We start from the raw sequence: 22,866 nt of genomic DNA, 5'->3' as shown, positions 1-22,866 counted from the left end.
GGTCCCGCCGCGTACCGCGACCGGAACCCTGCGTCACGGCATCAACGCACCGAACGCGGAAACCAGTGCACCGGTGAGGTCACCGAGACCTTCACGGCTGTACCGGGAGCGAATCGGTCGCAGGCCCGAGCGACGACGCGCAGCCGGAGCCCGGTATCGCGGTGTCGCACAGTGACCGAGCATTCGGGGCCGGTGAACACTTCGTGTTCGACGAGAAATTCGCCGTCCTCGCGCTCCGAGACCACCAACTGTTCGGGCCGGAGCAAGACCTGCCCCATACCCGTTGCCCTGGTGGTGGATTCGAGACGACCGAGAACGGTGTCGACCCAACCGTCGCGCGCGGCAGCATCGACGTAATAGGCGTCGCCGACGAAGCTCGCCACAGCCGGCGTGGTGGGCCGCTCGTACAGTGCACGCGGCGTATCGACCTGCGCACAGCGCCCGCCCAGCAGGACCGCAACCCGATCCGCGGTGCCCAGAGCCTCGGCCCGATCGTGGGTGACGAGAATCGACGCGGTCTTGCTGGTGAGCAACAACTCTCGCACGTCCTGCCGAATCGAGGTCCGCAGACCTGCATCGAGAGCAGCGAACGGCTCGTCCATCAACACCACCGAGGGAGCCGGGGCCAATGCGCGCGCCAACGCGATCCGCTGTTGCTGCCCGCCCGAGAGTTCGCTGGGTCGAACCGCACCGGCGTCGGGCAGTCCGACGAGCTCGAGCATCTCGTCGACGCGTCGGGCACGCTCGGCTCGGCCGGACAGGTACGGCCGCACGAACCCTGTGCGCAAACCGAATTCGATGTTCCGGCGCACCGTCAGATGTGGAAACAGTCCACCTTCCTGCGGCATCAGGCCCACCCCCCGCTTCTCCGGTGGCACCTGAACACGCCCGGCGACGGAGAGGTCGCGCCTGTCCGCGGTGATGCGGCCCGCATCGATACGGTGCAGGCCTGCGATCGATCGCAGCAGAGTCGTCTTGCCGCAGCCGGAGGGTCCAAGAACGGCGAGCATCTCACCGTCGCCGAGGTCGAGATCGATTCCGTGCAGCACCGTCGTACTGCCGTACGAGGCAACGAGATCGGACATCACCATGCTCATGACAGTGTCACTCGCTTTCGCGTCGTACGCCGCAGCGCCCGGGTCAGGACGATCGTCGGGACCACAGAGATCAGGATCAACGCGAGGGCGTAAGGGGCTGCCTCGCCGTAGCGGAATGCCTCGGTGGTGGACCACAGCGTGGTCGCGAGCGTGTCCACACCGCGGGGGCGCAGCATCAACGTCGCCGGTAGTTCCTTGGCGACGGTCAGGAACACCAGGGCGGCTCCGGCCGCGATGCCGGGCGCGGCGACAGGAATCGTCACCCGCAGGTCGGTGCGCACTCGCCCGGCCCCGAGGGTCCGTGAAACATCCTCGAGCACAACCGGAGTGGCGTCGACGACCGATCGGGTGCTGCCGACGGCCAACGGCAGGAACAGCACCACGTACGCCACCACCAGCAGCACCGCGGTCTGATAGAACGACGGCAGAAATCTGATTCCGAGAAACACCGTCGCCAGTCCCACGGTGATACCCGGGAGACCGTGCGCAATGTACGTGGACAACTCGGCGGTGCGCGCACTGCGGGACGTGGACCGGGCCGCGAACAACGCCACCGGCAACGCAAGCACGGCTACCACCAGAGCAGCAGTCGCCGAGTACTGAACTGTCTTGGCGCTGACAGCCAGCACGTCCGCCCAGTCGACGGTGAAGCGCAGCGATCGACTGAGCCATCGCGCCAGGGCCAGAATCGGTACCAGCACCGAAACACCGAGGGCTGCAACGATAACGGCCAGAGCAGGCACGCGCCACCGGCCAAGAACCACAGGCTCGGCCATCCGGTCGGTACCCGATCCCACGCGCGCCGTGGCCCCGCGTCGAGCACGCCGTTCGAGGAGGGTCAACACCAACGCGCCCACCACGAGGACCAACCCGAGAACAGCGGCCGCGGTGCGATCGAGCCCGCCGCGGTAGGCGCTGTAGATGCCCAGAGTGAAGGCGTCGTACCGCATCAGTGCCACCGCCCCGAAGTCACTGATGGTGTACAGCGCCACCAGCAGCGCGCCTGCTGCCGCAGCCGGAACGACGCGACGGCACTCGACGGTCAGTGCGGTGCGTACCGCCCCGCGGCCGAGGGTGCGGGACACTTCGGCCAACGACGGGTCCGCGGTGGCGAACGCCGCGGACACCGGCAACATCACCAGCGGGAAGCACGACAACGTGAGCACCAGCGCAGCACCGGAAAATCCTGCAAGGGAAGGAAATTCAGCGATCCACAGATACCCGGACACGTACGACGGGATGGCCAGCGGTGCCGCGAGGATCATCGAGAAGATGCGTCGACCCGGTAGATCGGTTCGGACGGTCAACCAGGCGAGCAGCGTGCCCACCACGACGGAGGCGACCACCACGGTGAGCGCGAGCGTGGCCGTCCGGACAACGAGGTCGAGGGTGCGTTGCCGCAGGAGCAGCCGCAGTACCTTCTCGGTTCCGCCGTCGAACGCTCGAACGAACAGGTACACCAAGGGTGTCAGCGTCAGCGCTCCCACGCACAACGCGGTCGTCCCGAGAACGGGACGACCGCCGAAGTGGCGCCGCCGAAGCGGCTGGAGTGCGGACACGAACACCGACTAGATGATTCCGACGTCGGTGAGCAGGGTTTGCGTGGCTTCGAGGGACGAGAGCCGGCCCAGGTCGAGGTCGGTCGAACCCAGGTCCGACAGCGGCGGCAGGTCGTAGTCGGACGTGACGCCGTCGATGACGGGGTATTCGGCGGTCTCGTTGGCAAAGTATGTCTGCGATTCGGTCGAGAGCAGCTCGCGCACGAAATCGAATGCCGCTTCCTGGTTGTCCGACGCCGCCAGCACACCGGCACCGGCGACGTTGATCAATGCGCCGGGGTCGCCGGGCTCGAAGTAGTGCAGCTCGACGGGAGCGTCGGCACCGTTCTCGTCCTTGAACGGGTACCAGTAGTAGTGGTTGAGCAGTCCCGTGGCGACCTGCCCGTCGTTGACGGCGGTCAGCAGCGGACCGTTGCCCTCGAACGCGACCGGCTCGTTGGCGACGAATCCTTCGAGCCAGGTGCGCGCACCCTCCTCGCCGCGCTGCACGCGCAATGCGGTGACGAACGCCTGGAACGACGCGTTGGTGGGTGCGTAGCCGATCTGTCCGCGCCAGCGTGGGTCGAGCAGTCCGTCGATACCGGTGGGCAGGTCTGCTGCCTGCACCGAATCGGAGTTGTAGGCCAGCACGCGGGCCCGTGCGGACGTGGCGACCCAGGTGCCGTCGGTGCCGCGGTACTGCTCGGGGACGAGCGCGAGGATGTCCTCGGGCAGCGGTGCGAGCGCCCCTGCTTCGTCGAGGGCCCCCAGTGCACCTGCATCCTGGCCGTAGAAGACGTCGGCCGGCGTCGCGTCGCCCTCTTCGAGGATCTTGGCGGCCTGGGCGTTGGTGTTGCCCGAGTAGTCGACCTCGACGCCGCCGCCGATGCGTTCGATCAGGGGGTCGACGAGTTCTTCGCCGCGGCCGGAGTACACCACCAGGGCGGACTCTGCGGTGGCGGACTCGGAGGTGGAGGTGATGTCACCCGAGTCCGAAGAGCTGCAGGCGACCAAACCGAGGGCAAGGGTTGCACTGCACGAGAGCAGCGCCAGACGGCGAACGGTGAACACGGTTCTCCTGACGAAAACGGGTCAAACGGACAATTCGAGAAAGTACACCACCAAGGTGAGGCTCAGCTACTTTCCCCCCGGATTGAACGACCGGCCGCCCGGGCATTCCCGCCCGATGACCGAACGCGTGCTCGTCACCGGTGCCAGCATCGCCGGCCCCACCGTCGCCTACTGGCTCGACAGAGCGGGATACGACGTCGTCGTCGTCGAGCGCAGTCCGCAGCTGCGTCTGGGCGGCCAGAACATCGACGTCCGCGGTAGTGGACGCGAGGTGCTGCGGCGCATGGGCCTGGAGCAGACCCTGCTGGCCAACGGCACCACCGAGAAGGGCACCAGATTCGTCGACGATTTCGACGCCACCATCGCGGCCTTTCCGGCCGGAGACGGATCACACGACGGACCGACGGCGGAGATGGAGATTCTGCGCGGCGAGTTCGCGCGGATTCTCGTCGAATCAGCCGGTCCGCGAACCGAGTACCGGTACGGCGATCGCGTCGTCGACGTGGCTCAGGATGCCGACGGCGTCGATGTCACGTTCGCGTCGAACGCAGCGGAAAGGTTCGACCTCGTCCTGTTCGCCGACGGAATCCGTTCCAGTAGCAGAGAACTGGCGTTTCCTGCCGAGGCGGAGACCACGCCGGTCGGCCTGTACACCGCCTACGGGGTTTTGCCGAAGAGACCGAGTGACGACGGCTGGTGGCGGTGGTACAACGCCGCCGGATCCAGGGTCGCCAATCTGCGCCCGGACAACCTCGGCACGACGCGTTTCAGCCTGTCCTGGGTGTCCGACGATGGCGGGTACGAAACCGCGTCTACCGAAGAAGTCGTTGCCGCCCTGCGAGCGACGTTCGCCGACGTCGGCTGGGAAGTGCCCAGAATCTTGAATTCGCTCGGACCGGGTTCGGAGCTCTACGTCGACTATCTGGCCCAGGTGCAGGCCCCACGCTGGTCGAACGGCAGAATCGGCATGCTGGGCGACGCTGCTTGGTGCGCAACACCATTGAGCGGGATGGGCACCACGTTGTCGGTCACCGGGGCCTACGTGCTCGCCGGGGAACTCGCCCGAGCGCGCGATCATCGCACCGGGTTCGAGGCCTTCGAGGCGCGCATGCGTCCGTTCGTGAATCAGGCTCAGAAGCTTCCGCCCGGCGTGCCTCGCGTCGCGCATCCGAAAACGACTGTGGGAGTAGCTGCTTTTCGCACCGTGCTGCGCCTGGCCGGATCGAAGCCGGTCCAGGCGGTCACGAGCAGATTCCTCGGTCCCGACGCGGCGACGCTGGAATTGCCCGACTACGAATTTCGGCGTTAGAGCCCGACCCGCTCGAGCAGCGCGTCGAACGCCTCGCTGGCTTCCTGCTCGGTGCGGCCGGATTCGATGACGCCGTTGTACACCGCGAGCGCCTCCTCCTGGTACTGCTTGTACTTTTCGAGCCACTTCTCCGAGTCAGCGCGCCAGTAGCCGATGATGTCGAAATACTTGTTGTCGTAACCCAAGTCCTTGCGGAAGTACTTGCGTACCCGACGCGAGGACGACGCCTCTGCGGCGAACCACACGTAGCCGCGCCCCTCGGGTAGCGGGTAGGCGAGCACCGCGTCGTCGAGCACGCTGGCGCTGTCTCCGTTTCCGGATCCGATACGCCAATCGAATGTCACGTCGGCGGCTGTCTCGAACGTCTGGATGTCACCGCGTTCGAGTACCTCGACGATCGCGTGTGCGCGGGTGCCTGCGGGCAACTGTTCGACCAGTCGACCCAGTGCTGGAACTCCGGTCATATCGGCCACCAGCAGCAGCCAATCGACGTCGGCGGGCGGTGAGTACCACGACCGCGGACGGGTGAAGAGCACCGTCTGACCGGGGGCGGCCTGCTGGGCCCAGGTGGCCGCGACGCCACCCTCGTGTGCGAAGAAGTCGATGGTCAACTGGCCGCGGTCGGGATCGACGCGTCGGATCGTGTAGTTCCGGCCCTCCGGCGCGTTCTCGAGGCCGTGGAACCACCACAGGCCGTCGACCTCGGTCATCGGCGGCGGTGCCGACTCGCCTTCACGCGGAAAGTAGACCCCGACGCACTCGTCGGGTGCCCCGAGCGTGCGGTAACCGGCGACGTGCTCGCCGCCGAAGGTGACGCGCACCATGTGCACGGTGAGCTGCTCCACCGCAACGACGTCGGCGTAGTGGAAACCACGCTGCTGATCGGTCATCTTCGTCCTCGATACATCTCTCGTCCGACTGTGCGAGAACCCTCAGGCTAACTCGGCGGCAATTCTGTTCGATTCTAAACTAAGCCTTGCCTAGCCTGCCAGCGGCCACCTTGGGTATCACCAACGGAGTGTGCGATTCGGGATCGTCGATGATGCGGCACTGCAGTCCGAACACCGCCTCCACCAAGTCGGCGGTGACGATCTCCGCCGGTGGGCCCTCGGTGACCACCGCGCCGTCCTTCATCGCGATGATGTGGTCGGCGTATCGACATGCGTGGTTGAGATCGTGCAACACCGCGACGAGGGTGTTGCCGTTGTCCCGATTCAACGTGGCCAGCAGGTCGAGAAGTTCGATCTGGTGCGCGATGTCGAGAAAGGTCGTCGGCTCGTCCAAGAGCAACAGCGGTGTCTGTTGCGCGAGAACCATTGCCACCCACACTCTTTGCCGCTGTCCACCGGACAGCTCGTCGACCGGACGGGCCGACAGCGACGTCACTCCGGTCGCAGTCATGGCCTCCACCACCGCGGCCTCGTCCGCGACGGACCATTGCCGAATCAACTTCTGATGCGGATAGCGGCCTCGCGCAACCAGATCGGCCACCGAGATGCCGTCCGGCGCGATGGAGGTTTGCGGCAGGAGCCCGAGTCGGCGGGCGACCTCCTTCGCCGGGTACGACGAGATGGACTTGCCGTCGAGCAATACCGTGCCGCCGGTCGGCTTCAGCAGCCGCGACAACGCGCGCAACAGTGTCGATTTACCGCAGGCGTTCGGCCCGACGATCACGGTGAACTTGCCGTCGGGAATGTCGACGGTCAACTTCTCGCTGATGATTCGTTTGTCGTATCCGACGGTGATGCCGTCCGCGTACAGGCGTGGCCTCGTCGTCATTGCTTCCGCCCTTCTCGTGCCAACAACCAGACGAAGTACGCGCCGCCCACACAGACCGTCACCACGCCGACCGGAAGTTGAGTGGGCGCGAACACTCGTTGCGCTGCAACGTCACTGACGATCAGGAGCAGAGCACCCATGCATGCTGCCGGCACCATCGCCACCGACGAGGTACCGGTGAGCCGCCGAGCCAACTGCGGCGCGGCGAGCGCAACGAACGAAATGGGCCCCGCTGCGGCCGTGACCAGTGCCGTGAGGGCGACCCCGAGAATCACCAGCATCAGACGCGTCGGCTCGACGCGGATTCCGAGCGCTCTCGCCGCGTCGTCACCCATCTCGAGTACCGGTAGCCGTGTCGACAGCGCCGCCGCCACGGGGGTGACGACAGCCAGGGCCACGAGAACGGGAACCACCTGCGGCCACCCCAACCCGTTGAGTGTGCCCGCGCCCCAGACGGCGGCTGCGATTGCCTCGGAGACATCGGCTTTCACCACGAGCCAGGTATTGACGGACGCCAGGACGGCACTGACCGCGATACCGACGATGATCAATCGAAAGCCCTGCACGCCGCGCTTGTAGGCGAGCACGTACACCACGGCGGCGGCCACCAGTCCGCCGACGAGCGCGCCCGCTCCGGTCCGGTAGTAACCGCCGCCGAGCGTCAGGATGACGACGAGAGCGCCGGTGTACGCGCCGGTCGAGAAGCCGATGATGTCCGGGCTGCCCAACGGATTTCGCGTCAACGACTGAAAGATCGCACCCGACACCCCCAGGGCAGCTCCGAACAGGAATGCCAGCGCAACCCGGGGGAACCGCGACTGCATCACGACGATCTCGGTGATGCGCGGGGCGTCGCCGAACACCGCTGCGAGCACCTGGCCCGGTGGAACGTGGTAATCGCCGGTGCCGATCGCGAGGACGGCGACAACCGCTGTCAGCAACAGCAGGGCCGCGCAGACGAGGACCGTACGAACGTCGATTCGTGCGCCCAGCACTGTGCGAACGATCCACACCCTTCTGCCGAAGTCGATGTTCCCGGCGCGCGGTGCCCGGATCACAGCCCGCTCGCCTTCTTTCGGCGGACCAACAGGATCAGAACGGGAGCCCCGACGAAGGCGGTGACGATACCGACCTGCAACTCCCCCGGCTCGATGACGATTCGGCCGACGACGTCGGCGAACAACAGCAGTGCCGGTGCCGCGAACACGGTGTGGATCAGAATCCAACGCTGGTCCGGCCCGACGAACCAGCGCACCATGTGCGGCACCATCAGCCCCACGAACCCGACCGGTCCCGCCGCCGCAGTCGCTGCTCCGGCCAACAGGGTCACCGCAACGACCCCGACGGTCCGCGTCCGAAGCGCATTGGCTCCCAACGACCGGGCCAGCTCGTCGCCCAGTGCGATCGCATTGAGCGGACGCGCGACGAGCGCCGCAAGACACAGTCCGAGTACGACGAACGGGCCGGTCGCCGCCGCGATGTCGAGGCCTCGACCCGCCAACGAGCCTGCGCCCCAGAACCGCATCCTGGCGAAGGCGTCCGGGTCCAGCAGCAGCATCCCGGAGGTGACGCCGCCGAGCACCGCACCGAGGGCAATACCGGAGAGCGTCAAGCGAATCGGAGTGGCACCCGCTCGTCCCACCGAACCCAGCGCGTACACCGCGACGGTGGCGAGAACGGCACCGACGAACGCGAACCACACATAGAACCGAACGTCGGTCACGCCCAACACCCCGACTGCGAAGGCGACGAAGAGTGCCGCTCCGGCATTGACGCCCAGAATGCCCGGGTCGGCCAACGGGTTGCGCGTCATCGCCTGGATCAGCGCGCCCGCGACGCCGAGCGCGGTACCGACGAGCACACCGAGCACGGTCCGTGGAACTCGGAGCTCGCGGACGATCACCGCGTCGGTGGAACCGTTCGAAGACCACAGTGCGTGCCACACGTCACCGACAGCGATGTTCTCGGCTCCCACAGCGATACTCACCAGGCACAGAATCGCGAGGACGACGACGACGAGAATCAGACCGGCGGTCCTGCCGGCATCGGTTCGGGCCAGACCACCGACGAGAGCCGGAACATCGCTCTGTTCCGGCTCGTCGCCCGCAGTGATACCCCGCCGTTTCACACCACCGAACGCACCCTCGCACCCACCGCGGACTTGACGATCTCACCGCTGCGCACAGCGATGTTGGACAGCAGAGAGGACGTCAGACCGTGGGTGTGCTCGGTGCCGCCCTGCAGGTAGATCGAACCCGCTGTCGATCCACGCGTGACGAGCCGGTAGTCCCGCGTCACGCGTGGACCGTGCGCATCGAATTCGACGGCGTCGAACAACGGCCCGAGGATGTCGGGCAGATCGAGGGACGTGAAGCCGGTGGCATAGACGACAGCGTCGCACAGCACGTCCTCGGCCAGTCCTGTCGGCCCGTGTTCCACCGATGCCCGCACGCCCGACGCCTCCTCCGTGACATCGGCCAGTCGGGAGGCTCCGTGCACGAACAACCGGCGCTGTCCGCTGACCCGCTCGGCATACTCGCGCGCGTACAGCTCCTCGATCAGGGGCAAGTCGACGGCGGAGTAGTTGGTTCCGCGGTGATAGTGCAGCAGCTGATCGCGCAGAGAATGCGAGGACGAGTAGAAGTCGTCGACGGCGGTCGGATCGAAGATGCGGTTGGCGTAGGGGCTGTCGTCGGCCGGACTGTACCCGTACTTGCGCAGTACCGCATGCACGGACGCGTCCGGATAGGTCGAATGCAGGTAGTCGACCACTTCGGCTGCGCTCTGCCCGGCACCGACGACGACGAACGTGCGGTGAGTGCGCGACGGCAGCCGGTCGAGGTGGCCGAGCAGGTCGTGATTGTGGAATTGCCGCGCCGACGCGCTGACTCCGTCCGGCAGGGCCGCGGTCAGGCCGCCGGCGAGCACGATGTTGCGGCCGCGGACGGTCCCGGTGCGCCGCCCCTCGGTGCGGACGCCGTAACCGTCACCGGTGTCGACGACCGCGGACGCCCGCGTGCCGTAGTGCACCGCGGCGTCGACTTTGCCTGCGGCCCAGGACAGGTAGTCGTGGAACTCGAGCCGGCTGGGGAAGAACGTCTGCAGATTGATGAAGTGGTTGAGCCGGCCCCGTTCGGCGAGATACGACAGAAACGTGTAGTCGCTGCTCGCATTGCGCTGGGTGGCAAGGTCTTTGAGAAAGGAGATCTGCATCGTGGTTCCCGGCAGCAACATTCCGGGGTGCCAGGCGAACTCGTCCTTCGACTCGACGAAGCACGAGGTCAGGCGCTCGGCCGGAGCACACTGTCGATTGTGTTCCTCGATCGCGATGGCCAAGCCGAGGTTGGAGGGCCCGAAGCCGACCCCGACGATGTCGTATTCGCCGTCGAGGTCGCCGCTGTAGTCGTCGCTCGGGCTCATCGGATGCTCGCCCCCGACATCTGATCGAGCGCACCGGGGACCGGTTCGGCAGGGTCCACTCCGAGGGCAACGATGCTGTTGTCCGAGTCGACGTGCACCACGGAGGGACTGTGTGTGGGCAGCTCGGCGTTCTCGACCTGACGGAACGACATGATGATCACCAGATCACCCGGAGACACCAGATGGGCCGCGGCACCGTTGATTCCGATCACGCCGGATCCCGGATGGCCTTCGATCACGTAGGTGACCAAGCGAGCGCCGTTGGTGATGTCGACGACGTGGACCTGTTCGCCCTCGATCAGATCGGCCGCCTGCATCAGAGTCGAATCGATCGTGATGGACCCGACGTAGTGCAGATCGGCGTGAGTGACAGTGGCACGGTGGATCTTTCCACCCAGCATGGTGCGGTGCATCAGGCGTCGTTCTCCTTCTTGCGGACGAGATATGGGGCAACGCTGGCGAGCTTCTCGCAGGTCTCGTCGAATTCACGTTCGGGCTTGGACTGGCCGACGATGCCGGCTCCGGCACGCAGCCATGCGGAACCCTGCTGCTCGTAGACGGCGCGCAGCACGAGTGCTGCTTCGAATTCTCCCGTCGACGATGCCTTCACGACGGCACCGGAGTACAGGCCGCGCGGTGAGTCGTCGAGCCGACCGATGGCGTCGATGGCCTCCTTCTTCGGGATCCCCGACGCCGTGACGGCCGGAAACAGGGCACCGAAGGCATCCCAGCAGGACAGGTCCTCGCGCAGGCGTGCGCGCACGGTGGACGCGAGATGTTGGACACTTCCCCGTTCGCGCACGCTCATGAAGTCCGAGACGGCCGTCGACCCCGGGCTGGCGATCGATTCGAGTTCCTCGAACGAGGTACGCACGGACACAGCGTGTTCGGTGATCTCTTTCGGATCCTGTTCGAGATCGGACTTCGCTGCCGAGTCGGCATCGGAACCGAGTCCGAACGCTCTCGTTCCCGCGAGCGGCTCGGTGGTGACGATCCCGTGTGCGTCGACGGAGGCGACCAATTCCGGGCTGAAGCCTGCGGCACGCAGATCGCCGAGATGCAGCAGAAAAGAGCGGGCCGGAGTGTTCGCCGTACGCCCGGCGCGGTAGGTGCCCGGCATGTCGAGATCGAATGGGATACGCACGCTCCGGGACAGAATGACCTTGGCATAGTCGCCCCGTCGGATTTCCGTTACGGCCTGTTCGACGCGGCCGCGGTAGTCGTCGAGATCTCCGCCGACGTCGAGAGCGTGCACGGTCGGCGGCTCGTCGCCGCCGATCGCGTCGAGCGCGGCCAGTACCGAGGCGCGGTCCTCGTCGCTGCCGGTCACCTCGACGGCATCGTGTTCGCGGCCGAAGCGGACCTCGACGCGGGGCACCACCAGGTGCGCGAGGATGTCGTCGGCGTCGCGCCCGGCGGCAGTGGACCGATCGACGTCGTGCAAGTGCTCCGCGAACCCGAAACCGACGAATCCGTAAGCGTTCCACTGTTCTCGGGTCAGGCCCGTGCACGCCTCGCTCAGGGCCGCTGCCGGGTTACCGGACCAGCTCCGCTCGGTCGGTTCTCCGGCCCCCCAGGTGGTGGTCACGAGGTGGGGCCGAAGCACGATGCGAGCGACCACGCCGCCCGCGAACACCCAGCGTCCCCGGTCCTCGTACACGACGTACTCGTCGAACAATCCGGACTCCGCCAACGCGACGACCGTACGCAGTCCCCGCTGCAGTTCGGTCCCCTCGGCCGTGTCCATCGTCGTTTCTTCGACAACGGTCATTGTGTGTGCACTCCTGACGGTGAATCGGTCCGTGACCGCGCATTGCGCGCAACGTCTGCGGTCGGCATCGGCGCGCGCCTTCGATAGGGAACGCTAACCTAACCGACTCGGCAGCACAACGGCTTCCTCGGTGTCAGCGAACACGGCGTAGATCGAGCACCGAGATACCCCAGCCGACCAGCGTCGACGCCGCGACCTCGAGGCCGGCATCGGCTGCTACGCAGGCAAATTCGGCTTTCGTTCGTACACCGCTGCCGTGCATGCAGAGCATCAGCAGATCGAATTCCGACTGGTCCTCGTTGAACGACCCGTCGTTGGACAGTCGCTCGACGACCACCAATTTTCCGTTGTCGGCCAATCCTGTTGCCGCGTTGCGCAACAGCAGTGCGAGATCGTCGTCTCGATAGTGTCCGGTGACCTCGAGCAACAGATACGCGTCGAATCCGTTCCCGTGCTCCACATGCGGCTCGGACATCACGCTCTGCGGGTGATTCACCACTCGACCTTCGAGTTCGGGCCATTTCCCGAGGTCGCGTCGAATCAGGTCGAGTTCGCTGGGCAACCCGAGCACACCCGCCGATACTCCGTCGTAACGGGAGAGAACGGAACCGAGCACCACTCCGGATCCTGCCCCCGCCACCAACAGGGTCGAGACCCCGTCGAACGAATAGTCTTGCACCAGAGCAGGACCCAGGAACGCGGCCTCGTCGGCGATGTGGTTGTGATGCAGTTCGGCGAGCCGCGGGGACGCCTCGAGGTCTTCGGTCAACGTGTTGCCGGTCAGCAGGCTCGCGCTGGCGGTACCGGTCCGCAGGCTGTCCACCAGACCTGTGATCGACAGTTCCACCCGTGCCTCGATCCCGTCCAGGTCCAGCCAGTGCGAGATCCAGTCGTCGCCGAGCATCGCCTCACCGATATCGCCGAGAATCAGATCACCGGTGGAGTTCTCGGCGAGGACGTCGACGGCACGCAGATAGCGCACGAATTTCGCGAGGGCGCGCGCGTCCGTCTCGGTGGCTTCCGCCAGCGATTCGACGGAGCACGCCCCTCGGGACACGTGCAACGGGATACGTAACGTGTTGGCCGCCCTGAAAGCGAAGGGCGACAGTATTTCCGCACGTTCGGCGAGCCTGTCGAACGGCTCGGACTCACCGCCGCTGAGGTCGGGCACCTCGGGATCGTCGGCGCGGGTCAGAACCTCGGCGCGACGCCAGTACCCGGTGACGTCGACCATCTCCGGCGGCAGGCCGCGGTCCTCGCGCAGATACCGACGGATTCCCTTGAGAGCGGTCGCTTCCCCTGCCACCCAGGCGAACACCGTTCCGTCCCACCAGGGTGCCGCCCGCACCGCACTGTCGAGCAAGTCGCCGGTGCCGGCGGTGACGCCGTCACGATGGACCCACGTGATCTCGGCGTCGGCGGCCGTCGGCAACGGCAACTCTCGCTCGACGTCGGCGACCTCGACGAACACCCGAATTCGCCGGCCCGGCAATGCCTCTTCGAGATACCGAGCGATGGCAGGTAACGCGGTCTCGTCGCCGACGAGCAACACCCAGTCGACATCGGCCGGAGCATGGCCCGACCGCACCGGTCCGAGCAGGGTGATGGAATCGCCGACGCGGCAACGCCGACCCCACGTCGACGCGATGCCGGTGTCGTGGGTGACGAAGTCGAGAGTCACCTGCGCGGTCTCGGGATCGACGCTGCGCACGGTGTAGTTGCGGGTCACCGGACGCGGATCACGCGGCCATTCGACGGTGCGCTCGTGCTGGGTCGGAAGCACCACCGTGCCGTCGGTCTCCGCCGGGAAGAACAACCGAACGAAGTCGTCGAATCCTTCGCTGCGCAACGCCGGGAACCGGTAGTCGCCGCGCGAGAACTCGCGCAGCTGCGGCCCACCCAACACGATTCGGCGCATACCCGAACCCAGCTGACGTGTTTCGATCACCGTTGCCGTGCGCAGGACTTCGGGAAAGACGACCTGAAGTCGATGGGACCTTGCCACGGTGGAACACGCTCCTGTCGTCGAAAGTGAATACGCCTGTGCTCGCGTCGAGTGGGCCGCCCGAGTGTTGTCAGCCCTGAACGTTCTCGGCGGCAGTGTTCAGCGCCGAGGCCACGTCGTCGAGGATGTACGGGATCGTCAGCACCGTCAGGCCACCGAACGCGAAGTTCTTGTCGGCGCTGAGGGCCTCGGTGGAGGCGGTACGCCCCTGCGAAAGTACGGGCTGCGAGGCCACGGCGGGTTCGGCCAGGAACCCGGCGAGAGATTCCTTGTCGTACGCCACGACGAACAGCACGTCGGACTTCAGCAACGACGCCTGTTCGAGGCTGAGCTCGAAGTACACGGCGTCGGGGTCCTTGGCCGGGTCGGCCTGTTGGATGGTGGGCTCGTTGACGAGACCGAGCTGCTCGAGGAACTCGACTCGTACGTCGTTGTCCTTGCTGACGGCGAAAGTGCCGGGTGCGTTGGGCAGCGCGACGGTGACCGTCTTGCCTTGCAGCGCAGAATACTTCGTCGCCGCATCGGCAATCGAGCCCTCGACTCCGGAAACCAGGTCGGCGGCCTCCTTCTCCTTGCCCAGCGCCTTGCCCGCGATGGTCAGCTGGTCCTCCCACGACGTGGTCCACTGCTTGTCCGGGTACGCGACGACGGGCGCGATGTCGGAGAGCTTGTCGAACTCCTCCTGGCTCAACCCCGAGTACGGGGCGAAGATCAGATCCGGTGCGGCGGCAGCGAACTGCTCGACCGGAACCGCTCCGGTGCCGTCACCGGAGAGCAGTGTCGGCGCGTCGCCGCCCAGGTCGGCAAGAGCCTTCGCGTCCCACGGCAGAACGCCGCGTTCGTCCGCACCGTACTGGGCACCGTCGAATGTAGGCATCGCAACGGGTACGACTCCGAGGGCGAGAATCGCGTCCTGGTTCGACCAACCCCAGGTCGCGATCCGCTTCGGTGCCTCGGGGATCGTCGCGGATCCGAGTGCCGAGTCGATCGTGACCGGAAATGCGGACTCCTGCGCAGACGTCGTGGAGTCGGCGGCAGGCGTCTCCTCGGTGTCGCTGCTGCATCCGGCGGCGAGGGCGATGGTCAGCCCTCCGGCGAGCGCGATCGACGCGGCGCTCCTCATCCACTTCGTACGAACCTTCATCGTTCCTCGGAACCTCTCGACTCGACCACGCACTGACTGCGTCCACACCCGACCGGGCGAGGCGACTGACAAGGTAGCACTAATGAGGTTACCCTTGCCTCATTAGGCCGTCCTCGGACCCCCTGTCCTCCACGATTCGACACGCGGCCGACAGGGCCTCCCGCCAGAGCCCGGCCAGTTCCTCCACACCGTCGAGCACTCCTGCCGGCCACGTGTACGTCACACCGAGTACCGACGACCCGTCCTGTTCGTGCACGTAGCTGTCGACGACCAACGCATAGCCGCAGGGCGTCTCGGTGCCGGGCGTGGTGTCGAGACTGCTACGCAATCGGCTGGCCCCGAACGGACCGCCTGTCGCGGTGTCGAAACGGCCCAGATAATTGAATTCGATGTCGGCCGTGGGCATGTGCCGCAGCACCGCACCCGCCTCGCCGCTACACCACCGCAGCATGCCGTACGTCGACCCGTCTCCCGGCACCGAATCCCTCGACCTAGCCGCGTCCGTCGCGATCGTACGCAGAACCGATTCTGCGGCAACAGGATCGGACCGGTGCGACATCAGGGCGCGATGGTCGGTCGCGTCAGCGGTCAGGCGGAGCGGGAACACAGCCGTGAGCCATCCGACCACGGAAGAGCCGTCCACCCGATCGGACGCGATTCCCGACCGCCCGTGCCCCTCCACGTCGACGACGAACGACTGCGGACCCGCCGCACCGCTGTCCATCCATTCGACTGTCGCGGCCGCGAACGTTCCCAACAACAGATGTTCGACGGACACCCCGAGCCGCGGGCGGGCTGCGGCGAGAATCCGCGCGCTTTCCTGAGGGGAGAGCGCGAACGTGGTGGTGCGTACGCCTGCACCGGTATCGACCGACGGATCGACCGGACGCACCAACGGAACCCGTCCAGCCCCGTCGCCGACGCGTGTCCAGTACTCCAGATCGGCGAGCACCTCGGCAGAGCCGGCGAGGCGGTGGATCTCGTGCGCCCACTGCCGCATGGAGGGCCCGATCGGGCCGCGATCCGCCGACAACCGCTGCTGCCACGCAGTCGTGATGTCCGGCAGCAGTATTCGCCAGCTGACCCCGTCGACCACGAGGTGATGCAGCGTGATCAGGAGCTCACCCGAGGAGTCGGTGTCACCATGGTGGCGCAGCCACACCACATCGACCATCCGGCCGATCCGGGGATCGAGCCGACCACGTGCCGCGCGTGACTGGGCGGCAACACGTTCTGCGAGCAGCGATTCGGTGAGCCCGTCCACATACTCGGTACGGACCCACTCGGCCACGTCGGCAGTACCGTCCGGCAACACGGTGAACACGGACTCGGAGCCGGGACGACGCTCGAAACTCGAATGCAGGATGGGGTGCCTGGCCACCACGAGATCGAGAAGCTCGATCAGCGAGTTCTCGGTCAGATCGGCGGGAGCCTCCAGCAACACCGCCTGCGAGATCTCGTCGACGGACCCATCGAGGCTGTCCATCCAGCGGAGGATCGGTGTCAACGGGACTTCTCCGTACGGCGACAGTTCCTCGACGCCGGAGGCCATCGGTTGCGCCGACTCCGCTTGCTGAGCAAGTGCTTCCGGCGTGCGCCGAGCGACGATGTGACGGGGCGAGACCGCCATGCCCACCGTCCGCAGCCGCGCCGACAACTCCATGGCCATGATGCTGTCGCCCCCGAGATCGAAGAAGTCGTCGTCCGCGGAGACCTCCGGCACATGCAGCACAGCGGCTACTGCGCGGCATATCTCCCGCTCGACGTCGGTGCGCGGCGCGCGCCCGGAACCGAGAGTCAGGACGGGGTCGGGTAACGCGGCCGCATCGAGCTTTCCGTTCGGCAGCGCAGGGAACGCATCGAGCACGGTCACCGACGATGGAACCATGTACGACGGAAGGAGTTCGCCCAGACCCGCGCGCACGGCGCTCACGTCGATCGTCCGTCCCGGCGCAGCAACGACGTATCCAGCGAGGGTCGCCTGCCCGGTGGCGATACCCGACGTATGCACCAGCACCCGCGCGTCTGCGACGGCATCGATCTCTCGCAATCGACTTTCGACTTCCCCCACTTCGACGCGATGCCCGCGGATCTTGACCTGGTCGTCCGCGCGACCGGCATATCTCAATGTGCCGGATTCGGTCCACGACACGAGATCCCCGGTCCGATAGAGCCGAGTACCGTCCGCGGCGAAGGGATCGGCAACGAAGCGGTGCGCGGTGCGCCCCGGCGCGTTGCGATACCCGCGCACCACGCCCGGACCGGCCAAATAGAGCTCGCCGAGCGCCCCGGGAGGCGCGAGCCGAAGACAGGCGTCCAACACGTATGCCTTCAGGTTGGTCACCGGCCTACCGATCACGGGCTCGGGCGACAGATCCGTCGATGTGAACACCGCATCGACGGTGGCCTCGGTGGGTCCGTAGAAGTTGTACGCGACAACAAACTCATTCGCGCGCAACCTGTTCCACAACTCGACCGATACCGCCTCGCCGCCGACCCCGACTGACGTCAGTGTGTCGATCGATCCCGACCGCATCATCTGTTCGAGCAACGACGGCACGACCTCGATGAAATGCACCGACAGCGTTCGCAGTCGCTCGGTGAGTTCTCTCGGATCGAGAACGACCTCGGGATCGATGAGATGTACTGTGTGCCCGCCGAACATCCACAACTGCGGTTGCCAGGATGCGTCGAAGGCCATCGACCAGGCATGCGCCACGTTCAGAGTGTCCGTGCCCGCGCGCGCCGCCGTCGGCAGATGCACGCTCTCGCGATGGGAGTGATAGAGATTCGCCAGTCCTCGGTGCGGTACCGAGACTCCCTTGGGCACACCGGTCGTACCGGAGGTGTAGATGAAGTACACCGGGTGGTCGGGATGCAATGCGGACCGACGCTCGGAATCGGTGACGGCAATCCTGTCCATCGACGACGGCGTCAGGGCCTCGACCGCCGATGCCGTCACCGTGATCACCGGCTGCGCATCGTCGAGAATCTGCCGCGCGCGTTCGGTGGGCCAGTTCGGGTCGATCGGGAGGTAGGCGGCCCCGGACTTCATGACCCCGAGGATCGTCGCCATCGTCGTCACGGTTCGTGGGGCCTCGACGGCCACGATATCTTCCGCGCCGACACCGAAACCGAGGAGCCATCGCGCAATTCGATTGGAGACGCGATCGAGCTCGGCGAACGTCAGAGCCGTGGCGGCGTCTGCAACAGCAACGGTGTCCGGTTGCAACGCGACGCGGTCGGCGAACAGGTCCACCATCGTCCCGTCCGGATACCGACGCTGCGAGCCGGCGTACTCGGTGCGGAGAATCCGAGTCGTCGTCTCGTCGACGAGAGACAGTGCGGCGATCGGCGGGTCGCCTTCGTCGGCGAACGCACCCAACACCGAGGTCAGTGCGGACGCCACTGCGCGGGCGCGAGCCACGGGCACCGAGTCGCTGCGGTATTCGACCACCAGCCGCATCCGTTCGCCCGGATGGACCGTCAACACGAGCGGGTAGTGCGTCACTGTGTGGAATTCGGCGACCGACACCGAGAAGTTCTCGGCATCGACACCCGAAGTGTCTGCAGCAGCGAAGTTCTCGAACACCACGAGTGTGTCGAACAGCGTTCCCCGCCCGACGGCCTTCTGAATGTCTGCCAGGCCCACGTGATGATGCGGAGCCACGGCGATCGAGAAGTCCCGCAGACCAGCGAGCACGGTCGACAGACGTGCATCGGGTCCGACGTCGACACGGACGGGAACGGTGTTGATGAACAGTCCGACCATGTCTGCGACACGATCGAGGTCGGTGGGACGCCCCGAGACCGTCGAGCCGAACACGACCGACGGAGAATCCGTGAATGCCGAGAGCACCACGGCCCATGCTGCATCGACCAGTTCGCTCAGCGTCGACGATCGACGACGCGCCGACTCGATGAGCCGAGCGGTGTCCTGCGCACTCCACTCGAGGTCGATCTCGTGCGCCTCGGAACGTACCGACGACGATGCCGATGCCGACGCTGCCACCATCGTCGGTGCCACGTCCGCGCCGAGCGCGCGACGCCACGCGTCGACGGACGAGTCGTCGCGGCCCGCGAGCCACCGCAGGTAGTCGTCGAACCGCGCAGGTTCCGGCAGTGCCAGGCCTCGGTAGAGCTTGAACAGCTCGGTACCCACAGTGCCCATGGACCACCCGTCCACGAGAAGATGGTGGACGGTCAGCACCACCCGGTGACGATCGTTCCCGCAGTCCAGCAGCAGAATTCGGACGAGCGAGTCCTGCTCTATGTCGAACGCACGCCTGTCCTGGTCGATCAGGTCACGGGCGGTAGGCGATGTCGGATCGTCGACGACATGACGGCGGAGTACGACTCGACCCGTATCGCGGATCGCGACGGTCGTCCCGGTGCTCAACGTCAGAAAGCGCGAGCGCAGCGCTGGATGACGGTCGAGGAGCGCGTCGAGTGCGCCCCCGAGACGTCGCGGATCCAGCAGCCCGTGCACCTCGAATTCGGTGGCGATGACGTAGATTTCCTCCACTCCGTCGCCCGAGGCTACGGACTGGAATGCCAAGCCCCGCTGCAGCGGAGTGGCCGGGCGAGCTGCCTCTGGATCGATTCCATGAGAGCGCAATTCGGCTACATCGGCATCGGTCAGCAGCGCTGCCGAACTGTCGGGCCGGTCGACGATCGCAACGGCCCGGGCGCTTCGGCCCCGCTCCACCAGCCCTGCGACCGTTCGACACTCGAAGACGTCTGCGGTGGTGATCGGAAGTCCGGCGGTGCGCGCGTGATGGACGAGGGTGATGGCGGTGATGCTGTCGCCGCCGAGCGAGAAGAAGTCGTCGTCGACGCCGATGGACTGGGCGGTCTCCGCACGGGTGGTGTCTGCGAACAGCGCCGCGAGTGCTCGCTCGTCCTCGGATGCAGCCGGTCGCGATCGGCTGGGACCACCGTCGGGTATTCCGCGCTCCTGCAGAACTTTTCGATCGGCCTTGCCATTGGGGGTTCTGGGAATACTGTCGACGGCCACCCAGAATGCGGGCACCAGATAGTCGGGAACCCGGCGACGAAGCGCCTCCCGCACCGACGCGGTGTCGACCGAGTCGGGAGTCACGTAGGCCACCAGCACACCGACGCCGTCACCGTCGGACACAGCGACCACGGCGCACTCGTCGACCGAAGGGTCACTGGCCGTCCAACTTTCGACCTCCCCCAGTTCGACGCGATGGCCTCTGATCTTGACCTGACGATCGTCTCGACCCAGAAATACCAGGACGCCGTCGACGAGACGGGCACGGTCCCCGGTGCGGTACATTCGCGCGCCATCGCCGCCGGGATCTGCGACGAAGCGAGTCGCGGTCTCGGCCGGTTTCCCGGAGTATCCGCGGGCGAGCTGCACGCCCGACACGTACAGGTCGCCAGGAACGGCGTTCCGAACCGGGCGTAGCCGAGAGTCGAGCAGCCGCAGTGTGGTGTTGTCCACCGAGGTTCCGATGACCGCAGGGTCGCCGTCGACCCGCTGGACGGCGACGTCGCCTGCGACTTCGGAGGATCCGTAGGAATTGTCGATCGTGGCGTCCGGCGTCACCGCTCGGATCACGTCGATCATGTGGTCGGTCAACGGTTCTCCGCTGAGTATCCAACCGGTCACCGAAGCGCAGTCCGACGGTGCCGTAGCGGCCAACGCGGCAGCCAGAGAACCGATGGCGGTGACCTGTTCGGCACCGGACCGTCCGATGAGCGAGGCCACGGCACCCGAATCGCCGTACTGGTGATCCTGTGCGAGTACCACACGTTGGCCCGCGAGAATGCCGGTGAGCAACTCCGTCGCGCCGTCGATGAACGCCAGCGAACTCTTGGCAACTCGGCTGCCCGGTCTGCCCCACCGCGTCACCGCCCACTGCAGCCGGTTGGCCAACGCGTTCCTGGTGCCGACCACACCCTTGGGCGTTCCGGTCGAACCCGACGTGTACACGAGATAGGCCGCGCACTCACCCGGGACGCTGCGACCGAACGGCGGCGTCCAGTCCTGTTGTCGTACAGCGGTATCGACACGGACCGCAGTCTCCATATCCGTCAGTGCCGCGGGGGTCGCATCGTCGATCAACAGCAGGTCGTGCCCGGAATCGGACAGGATCAGTTCGATCCGCTCACGCGGGTAGCGAATGTCGACGGGTACGAACGCTGCGCCGACGTCGATGGTCGCCAACAGCGCCGCCACCATGTCGAGACCTCTGCTCACCGCAACAGCGACGCGGCTTTCGACACCGATGTGGTGCACACGCAGCAGTGCGGACACCTGTCCGACCCGCGTGGACAACTGCCCGAACGTGATGTGCTCGCCGCCGATCAGCAGTGCCACGTCGTCGCGGGACTGCTCGAAGCGCGCTGCCAGAGCGGTCTCGATCGGCACCACGGTTCGGTCCGGTCCGACGCTGCGCCCCTGGCCATGTGGGGCGGCCACCAGTCGAGTGACGTCGATGTCCGACACTGTCGTCATCCGATCGAGCATCTCGACGAACGTCTCGGCGTACATGGCGGCCTGCCGCCGGCCGACAGCGGCCTCGTCGTGCAGTACGAACGCCCACAGAGCAGGATCGGGGCCCACGATCAACGCCATCGGGAAGCTCATGTGCGCACCCAGCACCGTGATCTCGTCGACGGTCCCGCTCGTCTCGGGTATCGGTGCGGGATAGTTCTGGTACACGACTATGGTGTCGAACAGCTCTCCGCCGCCGACTGTTCCGGCGATGTCGGACAGCCCGAGGAACCGATACTCGTCCAGGTCGAGGTGGTCTGCCTGCACGCGTGCGAGCATCTCGGTCGCCGTTGCAGCCGAGTTCCACCGCAGGCGGACCGGCACGGTGTTGAGCAGCAAACCCACCATCGCCTCGGCACCATCGAGATCGAACGGCCGCAGCGACGTCGCCATCCCGAAGGCCACATCGTCGGAACCGGTTCTCGCCGACAGCATCGCCGCCCAGGCTGTCTGCACGACGACGTTCGTGGTCACGCCGGTACGACGCGCGTATTCGGACACCCGCTGGGCCAACGCATCGTCGATATCGACGTCCAGGCGCGAGCGCGTGCTCGCGCTGGACCCATTCGCTCGGTCCCCGGCAACGAGAGTCGCGGACTCGAACCCGTCGAGGTAGTCGGCCCACCGCTGACGCGCAGTGACGTTGTCCTGCAACGCTGTCCACGCGAGATAATCGCCGAAGTCGGGTGCAGGCGGCAACCGCGCCCCCTCGCCCGATTCGTAGAGAGCGATCAGCTCCCTGACGAAGATGGCCTCGGACCACCCGTCCATCAGCGCGTGATGGTAGGTGATCAGAACTCGCGGGGCGCGCGCAGAAGTGGAGTAGGAGAAGCGAATGAGCGGCTGCTCGAAGAACGCGAACCCGGCCGAGCGGTCTCGTCGGAGATGATCATCCCACTCGTCGTCGACGGCCGTCACGACCGGCGTCGACGCGCGCGGTACCACCCAGACCAGATCACCGTTACGGCGTTGCCGCAGCAGCGCTCTGATGTTCGGGTAGCGATCCAACAGCAGTTCGAGGGCACGATCGAGCCGGCCGCGATCCACCGCGGCGGACAGGTCGAGCACCGTCTGTGACAGGTACGGATCCTGCGCTCGCTCGGCGAGCGTCGATTGCAGGTACATCCCGACCTGCAGTGCGGTGAGTGGGAGTACGGCGGCGATCTTGGACTGCGACGTGGCCGCGGTATCGGTCGTCATGTCTGC

The 22,866-nt window shown here is 66.3% G+C and carries 14 protein-coding genes; 1 reads left to right on the top strand and 13 read right to left on the bottom strand.

Translation table 11 applies throughout. The annotated features are described in order from the left end of the window. Nucleotides 1-41 precede the first annotated feature (41 nt). The 3 genes from AB0O58_RS20225 to AB0O58_RS20215 are packed head-to-tail and all read right to left on the bottom strand — an operon-like array spanning nucleotide 42 to nucleotide 3,706. The gene (locus AB0O58_RS20225; protein ID WP_366238684.1) at nucleotides 42-1,091 is read right to left on the bottom strand and encodes an ABC transporter ATP-binding protein; all 1,050 of its coding nucleotides are present in this window, start codon (nucleotides 1,089-1,091) and stop codon (nucleotides 42-44) included. A gap of 2 nt (nucleotides 1,092-1,093) precedes the next feature. Next, nucleotides 1,094-2,656, bottom strand: coding sequence for an ABC transporter permease subunit (locus AB0O58_RS20220; protein WP_366238683.1), 1,563 nt, complete (start codon nucleotides 2,654-2,656; stop codon nucleotides 1,094-1,096). Nucleotides 2,657-2,665: 9 nt separating this feature from the next. Further along, a complete protein-coding gene (locus AB0O58_RS20215; RefSeq protein ID WP_366238682.1) occupies nucleotides 2,666-3,706 on the bottom strand; it encodes an iron ABC transporter substrate-binding protein in 1,041 nt (346 codons plus the stop codon). 115 nt (nucleotides 3,707-3,821) lie between these two features. Here AB0O58_RS20215 and AB0O58_RS20210 point away from each other — a divergent pair, with 115 nt between their 5' ends. Further along, complete coding sequence (locus tag AB0O58_RS20210; protein WP_366238681.1) at nucleotides 3,822-5,015, top strand: FAD-dependent monooxygenase; 1,194 nt, start codon at nucleotides 3,822-3,824, stop codon at nucleotides 5,013-5,015. On the opposite strand, the gene AB0O58_RS20205 is transcribed toward AB0O58_RS20210, so the two are convergent. The 10 genes from AB0O58_RS20205 to AB0O58_RS20160 all read right to left on the bottom strand — a co-directional run bounded on the left by AB0O58_RS20205 (nucleotide 5,012) and on the right by AB0O58_RS20160 (nucleotide 22,860). Then, the gene (locus AB0O58_RS20205; protein ID WP_032367547.1) at nucleotides 5,012-5,905 is read right to left on the bottom strand and encodes a siderophore-interacting protein; all 894 of its coding nucleotides are present in this window, start codon (nucleotides 5,903-5,905) and stop codon (nucleotides 5,012-5,014) included. The genes AB0O58_RS20210 and AB0O58_RS20205 overlap by 4 nt on opposite strands. Before the next feature lie 79 nt (nucleotides 5,906-5,984). Further along, the gene (locus AB0O58_RS20200) at nucleotides 5,985-6,794 is read right to left on the bottom strand and encodes an ABC transporter ATP-binding protein (protein ID WP_027495821.1); all 810 of its coding nucleotides are present in this window, start codon (nucleotides 6,792-6,794) and stop codon (nucleotides 5,985-5,987) included. Then, nucleotides 6,791-7,849 (bottom strand): iron chelate uptake ABC transporter family permease subunit, encoded by a 1,059-nt coding sequence (locus tag AB0O58_RS20195; protein WP_032371585.1) that lies wholly within the window; start codon nucleotides 7,847-7,849, stop codon nucleotides 6,791-6,793. Before AB0O58_RS20195 ends, AB0O58_RS20200 begins: the two co-directional genes overlap by 4 nt. Further along, entirely contained in the window at nucleotides 7,849-8,853 is a 1,005-nt protein-coding gene (locus AB0O58_RS20190; RefSeq protein ID WP_205913839.1) for an iron chelate uptake ABC transporter family permease subunit, read from the bottom strand. Before AB0O58_RS20190 ends, AB0O58_RS20195 begins: the two co-directional genes overlap by 1 nt. Nucleotides 8,854-8,918: 65 nt before the next feature. Further along, entirely contained in the window at nucleotides 8,919-10,214 is a 1,296-nt protein-coding gene (locus tag AB0O58_RS20185; protein WP_366238680.1) for a SidA/IucD/PvdA family monooxygenase, read from the bottom strand. After that, nucleotides 10,211-10,627 carry an aspartate 1-decarboxylase gene (panD, locus tag AB0O58_RS20180; protein WP_027495817.1) on the bottom strand — a complete coding sequence of 139 codons (417 nt, stop codon included), beginning with the start codon at nucleotides 10,625-10,627 and terminating at the stop codon, nucleotides 10,211-10,213. The genes AB0O58_RS20185 and panD overlap by 4 nt, the downstream gene beginning before the upstream one ends. Further along, the gene (locus AB0O58_RS20175) at nucleotides 10,627-11,985 is read right to left on the bottom strand and encodes a salicylate synthase (protein WP_366238679.1); all 1,359 of its coding nucleotides are present in this window, start codon (nucleotides 11,983-11,985) and stop codon (nucleotides 10,627-10,629) included. The genes panD and AB0O58_RS20175 overlap by 1 nt, the downstream gene beginning before the upstream one ends. Before the next feature lie 133 nt (nucleotides 11,986-12,118). Continuing rightward, nucleotides 12,119-13,990 carry a siderophore-interacting protein gene (locus AB0O58_RS20170; protein WP_052068938.1) on the bottom strand — a complete coding sequence of 624 codons (1,872 nt, stop codon included), beginning with the start codon at nucleotides 13,988-13,990 and terminating at the stop codon, nucleotides 12,119-12,121. Nucleotides 13,991-14,060: 70 nt separating this feature from the next. Continuing rightward, complete coding sequence (locus tag AB0O58_RS20165) at nucleotides 14,061-15,134, bottom strand: ABC transporter substrate-binding protein (protein WP_027495815.1); 1,074 nt, start codon at nucleotides 15,132-15,134, stop codon at nucleotides 14,061-14,063. Between the two features lie 88 nt (nucleotides 15,135-15,222). After that, nucleotides 15,223-22,860 (bottom strand): amino acid adenylation domain-containing protein, encoded by a 7,638-nt coding sequence (locus tag AB0O58_RS20160; RefSeq protein WP_366238678.1) that lies wholly within the window; start codon nucleotides 22,858-22,860, stop codon nucleotides 15,223-15,225. Between the last annotated feature and the right edge of the window lie 6 nt (nucleotides 22,861-22,866).

Origin of the sequence: Rhodococcus sp. NPDC080181 (assembly GCF_040702225.1) — a bacterium.
In the GTDB taxonomy this organism is placed as follows: Bacteria; Actinomycetota; Actinomycetes; order Mycobacteriales; family Mycobacteriaceae; genus Rhodococcoides; species Rhodococcoides fascians.
The sequence above is the reverse complement of the archived record's forward strand: the minus strand, read 5'-3'. Positions and strand labels throughout refer to the sequence as shown.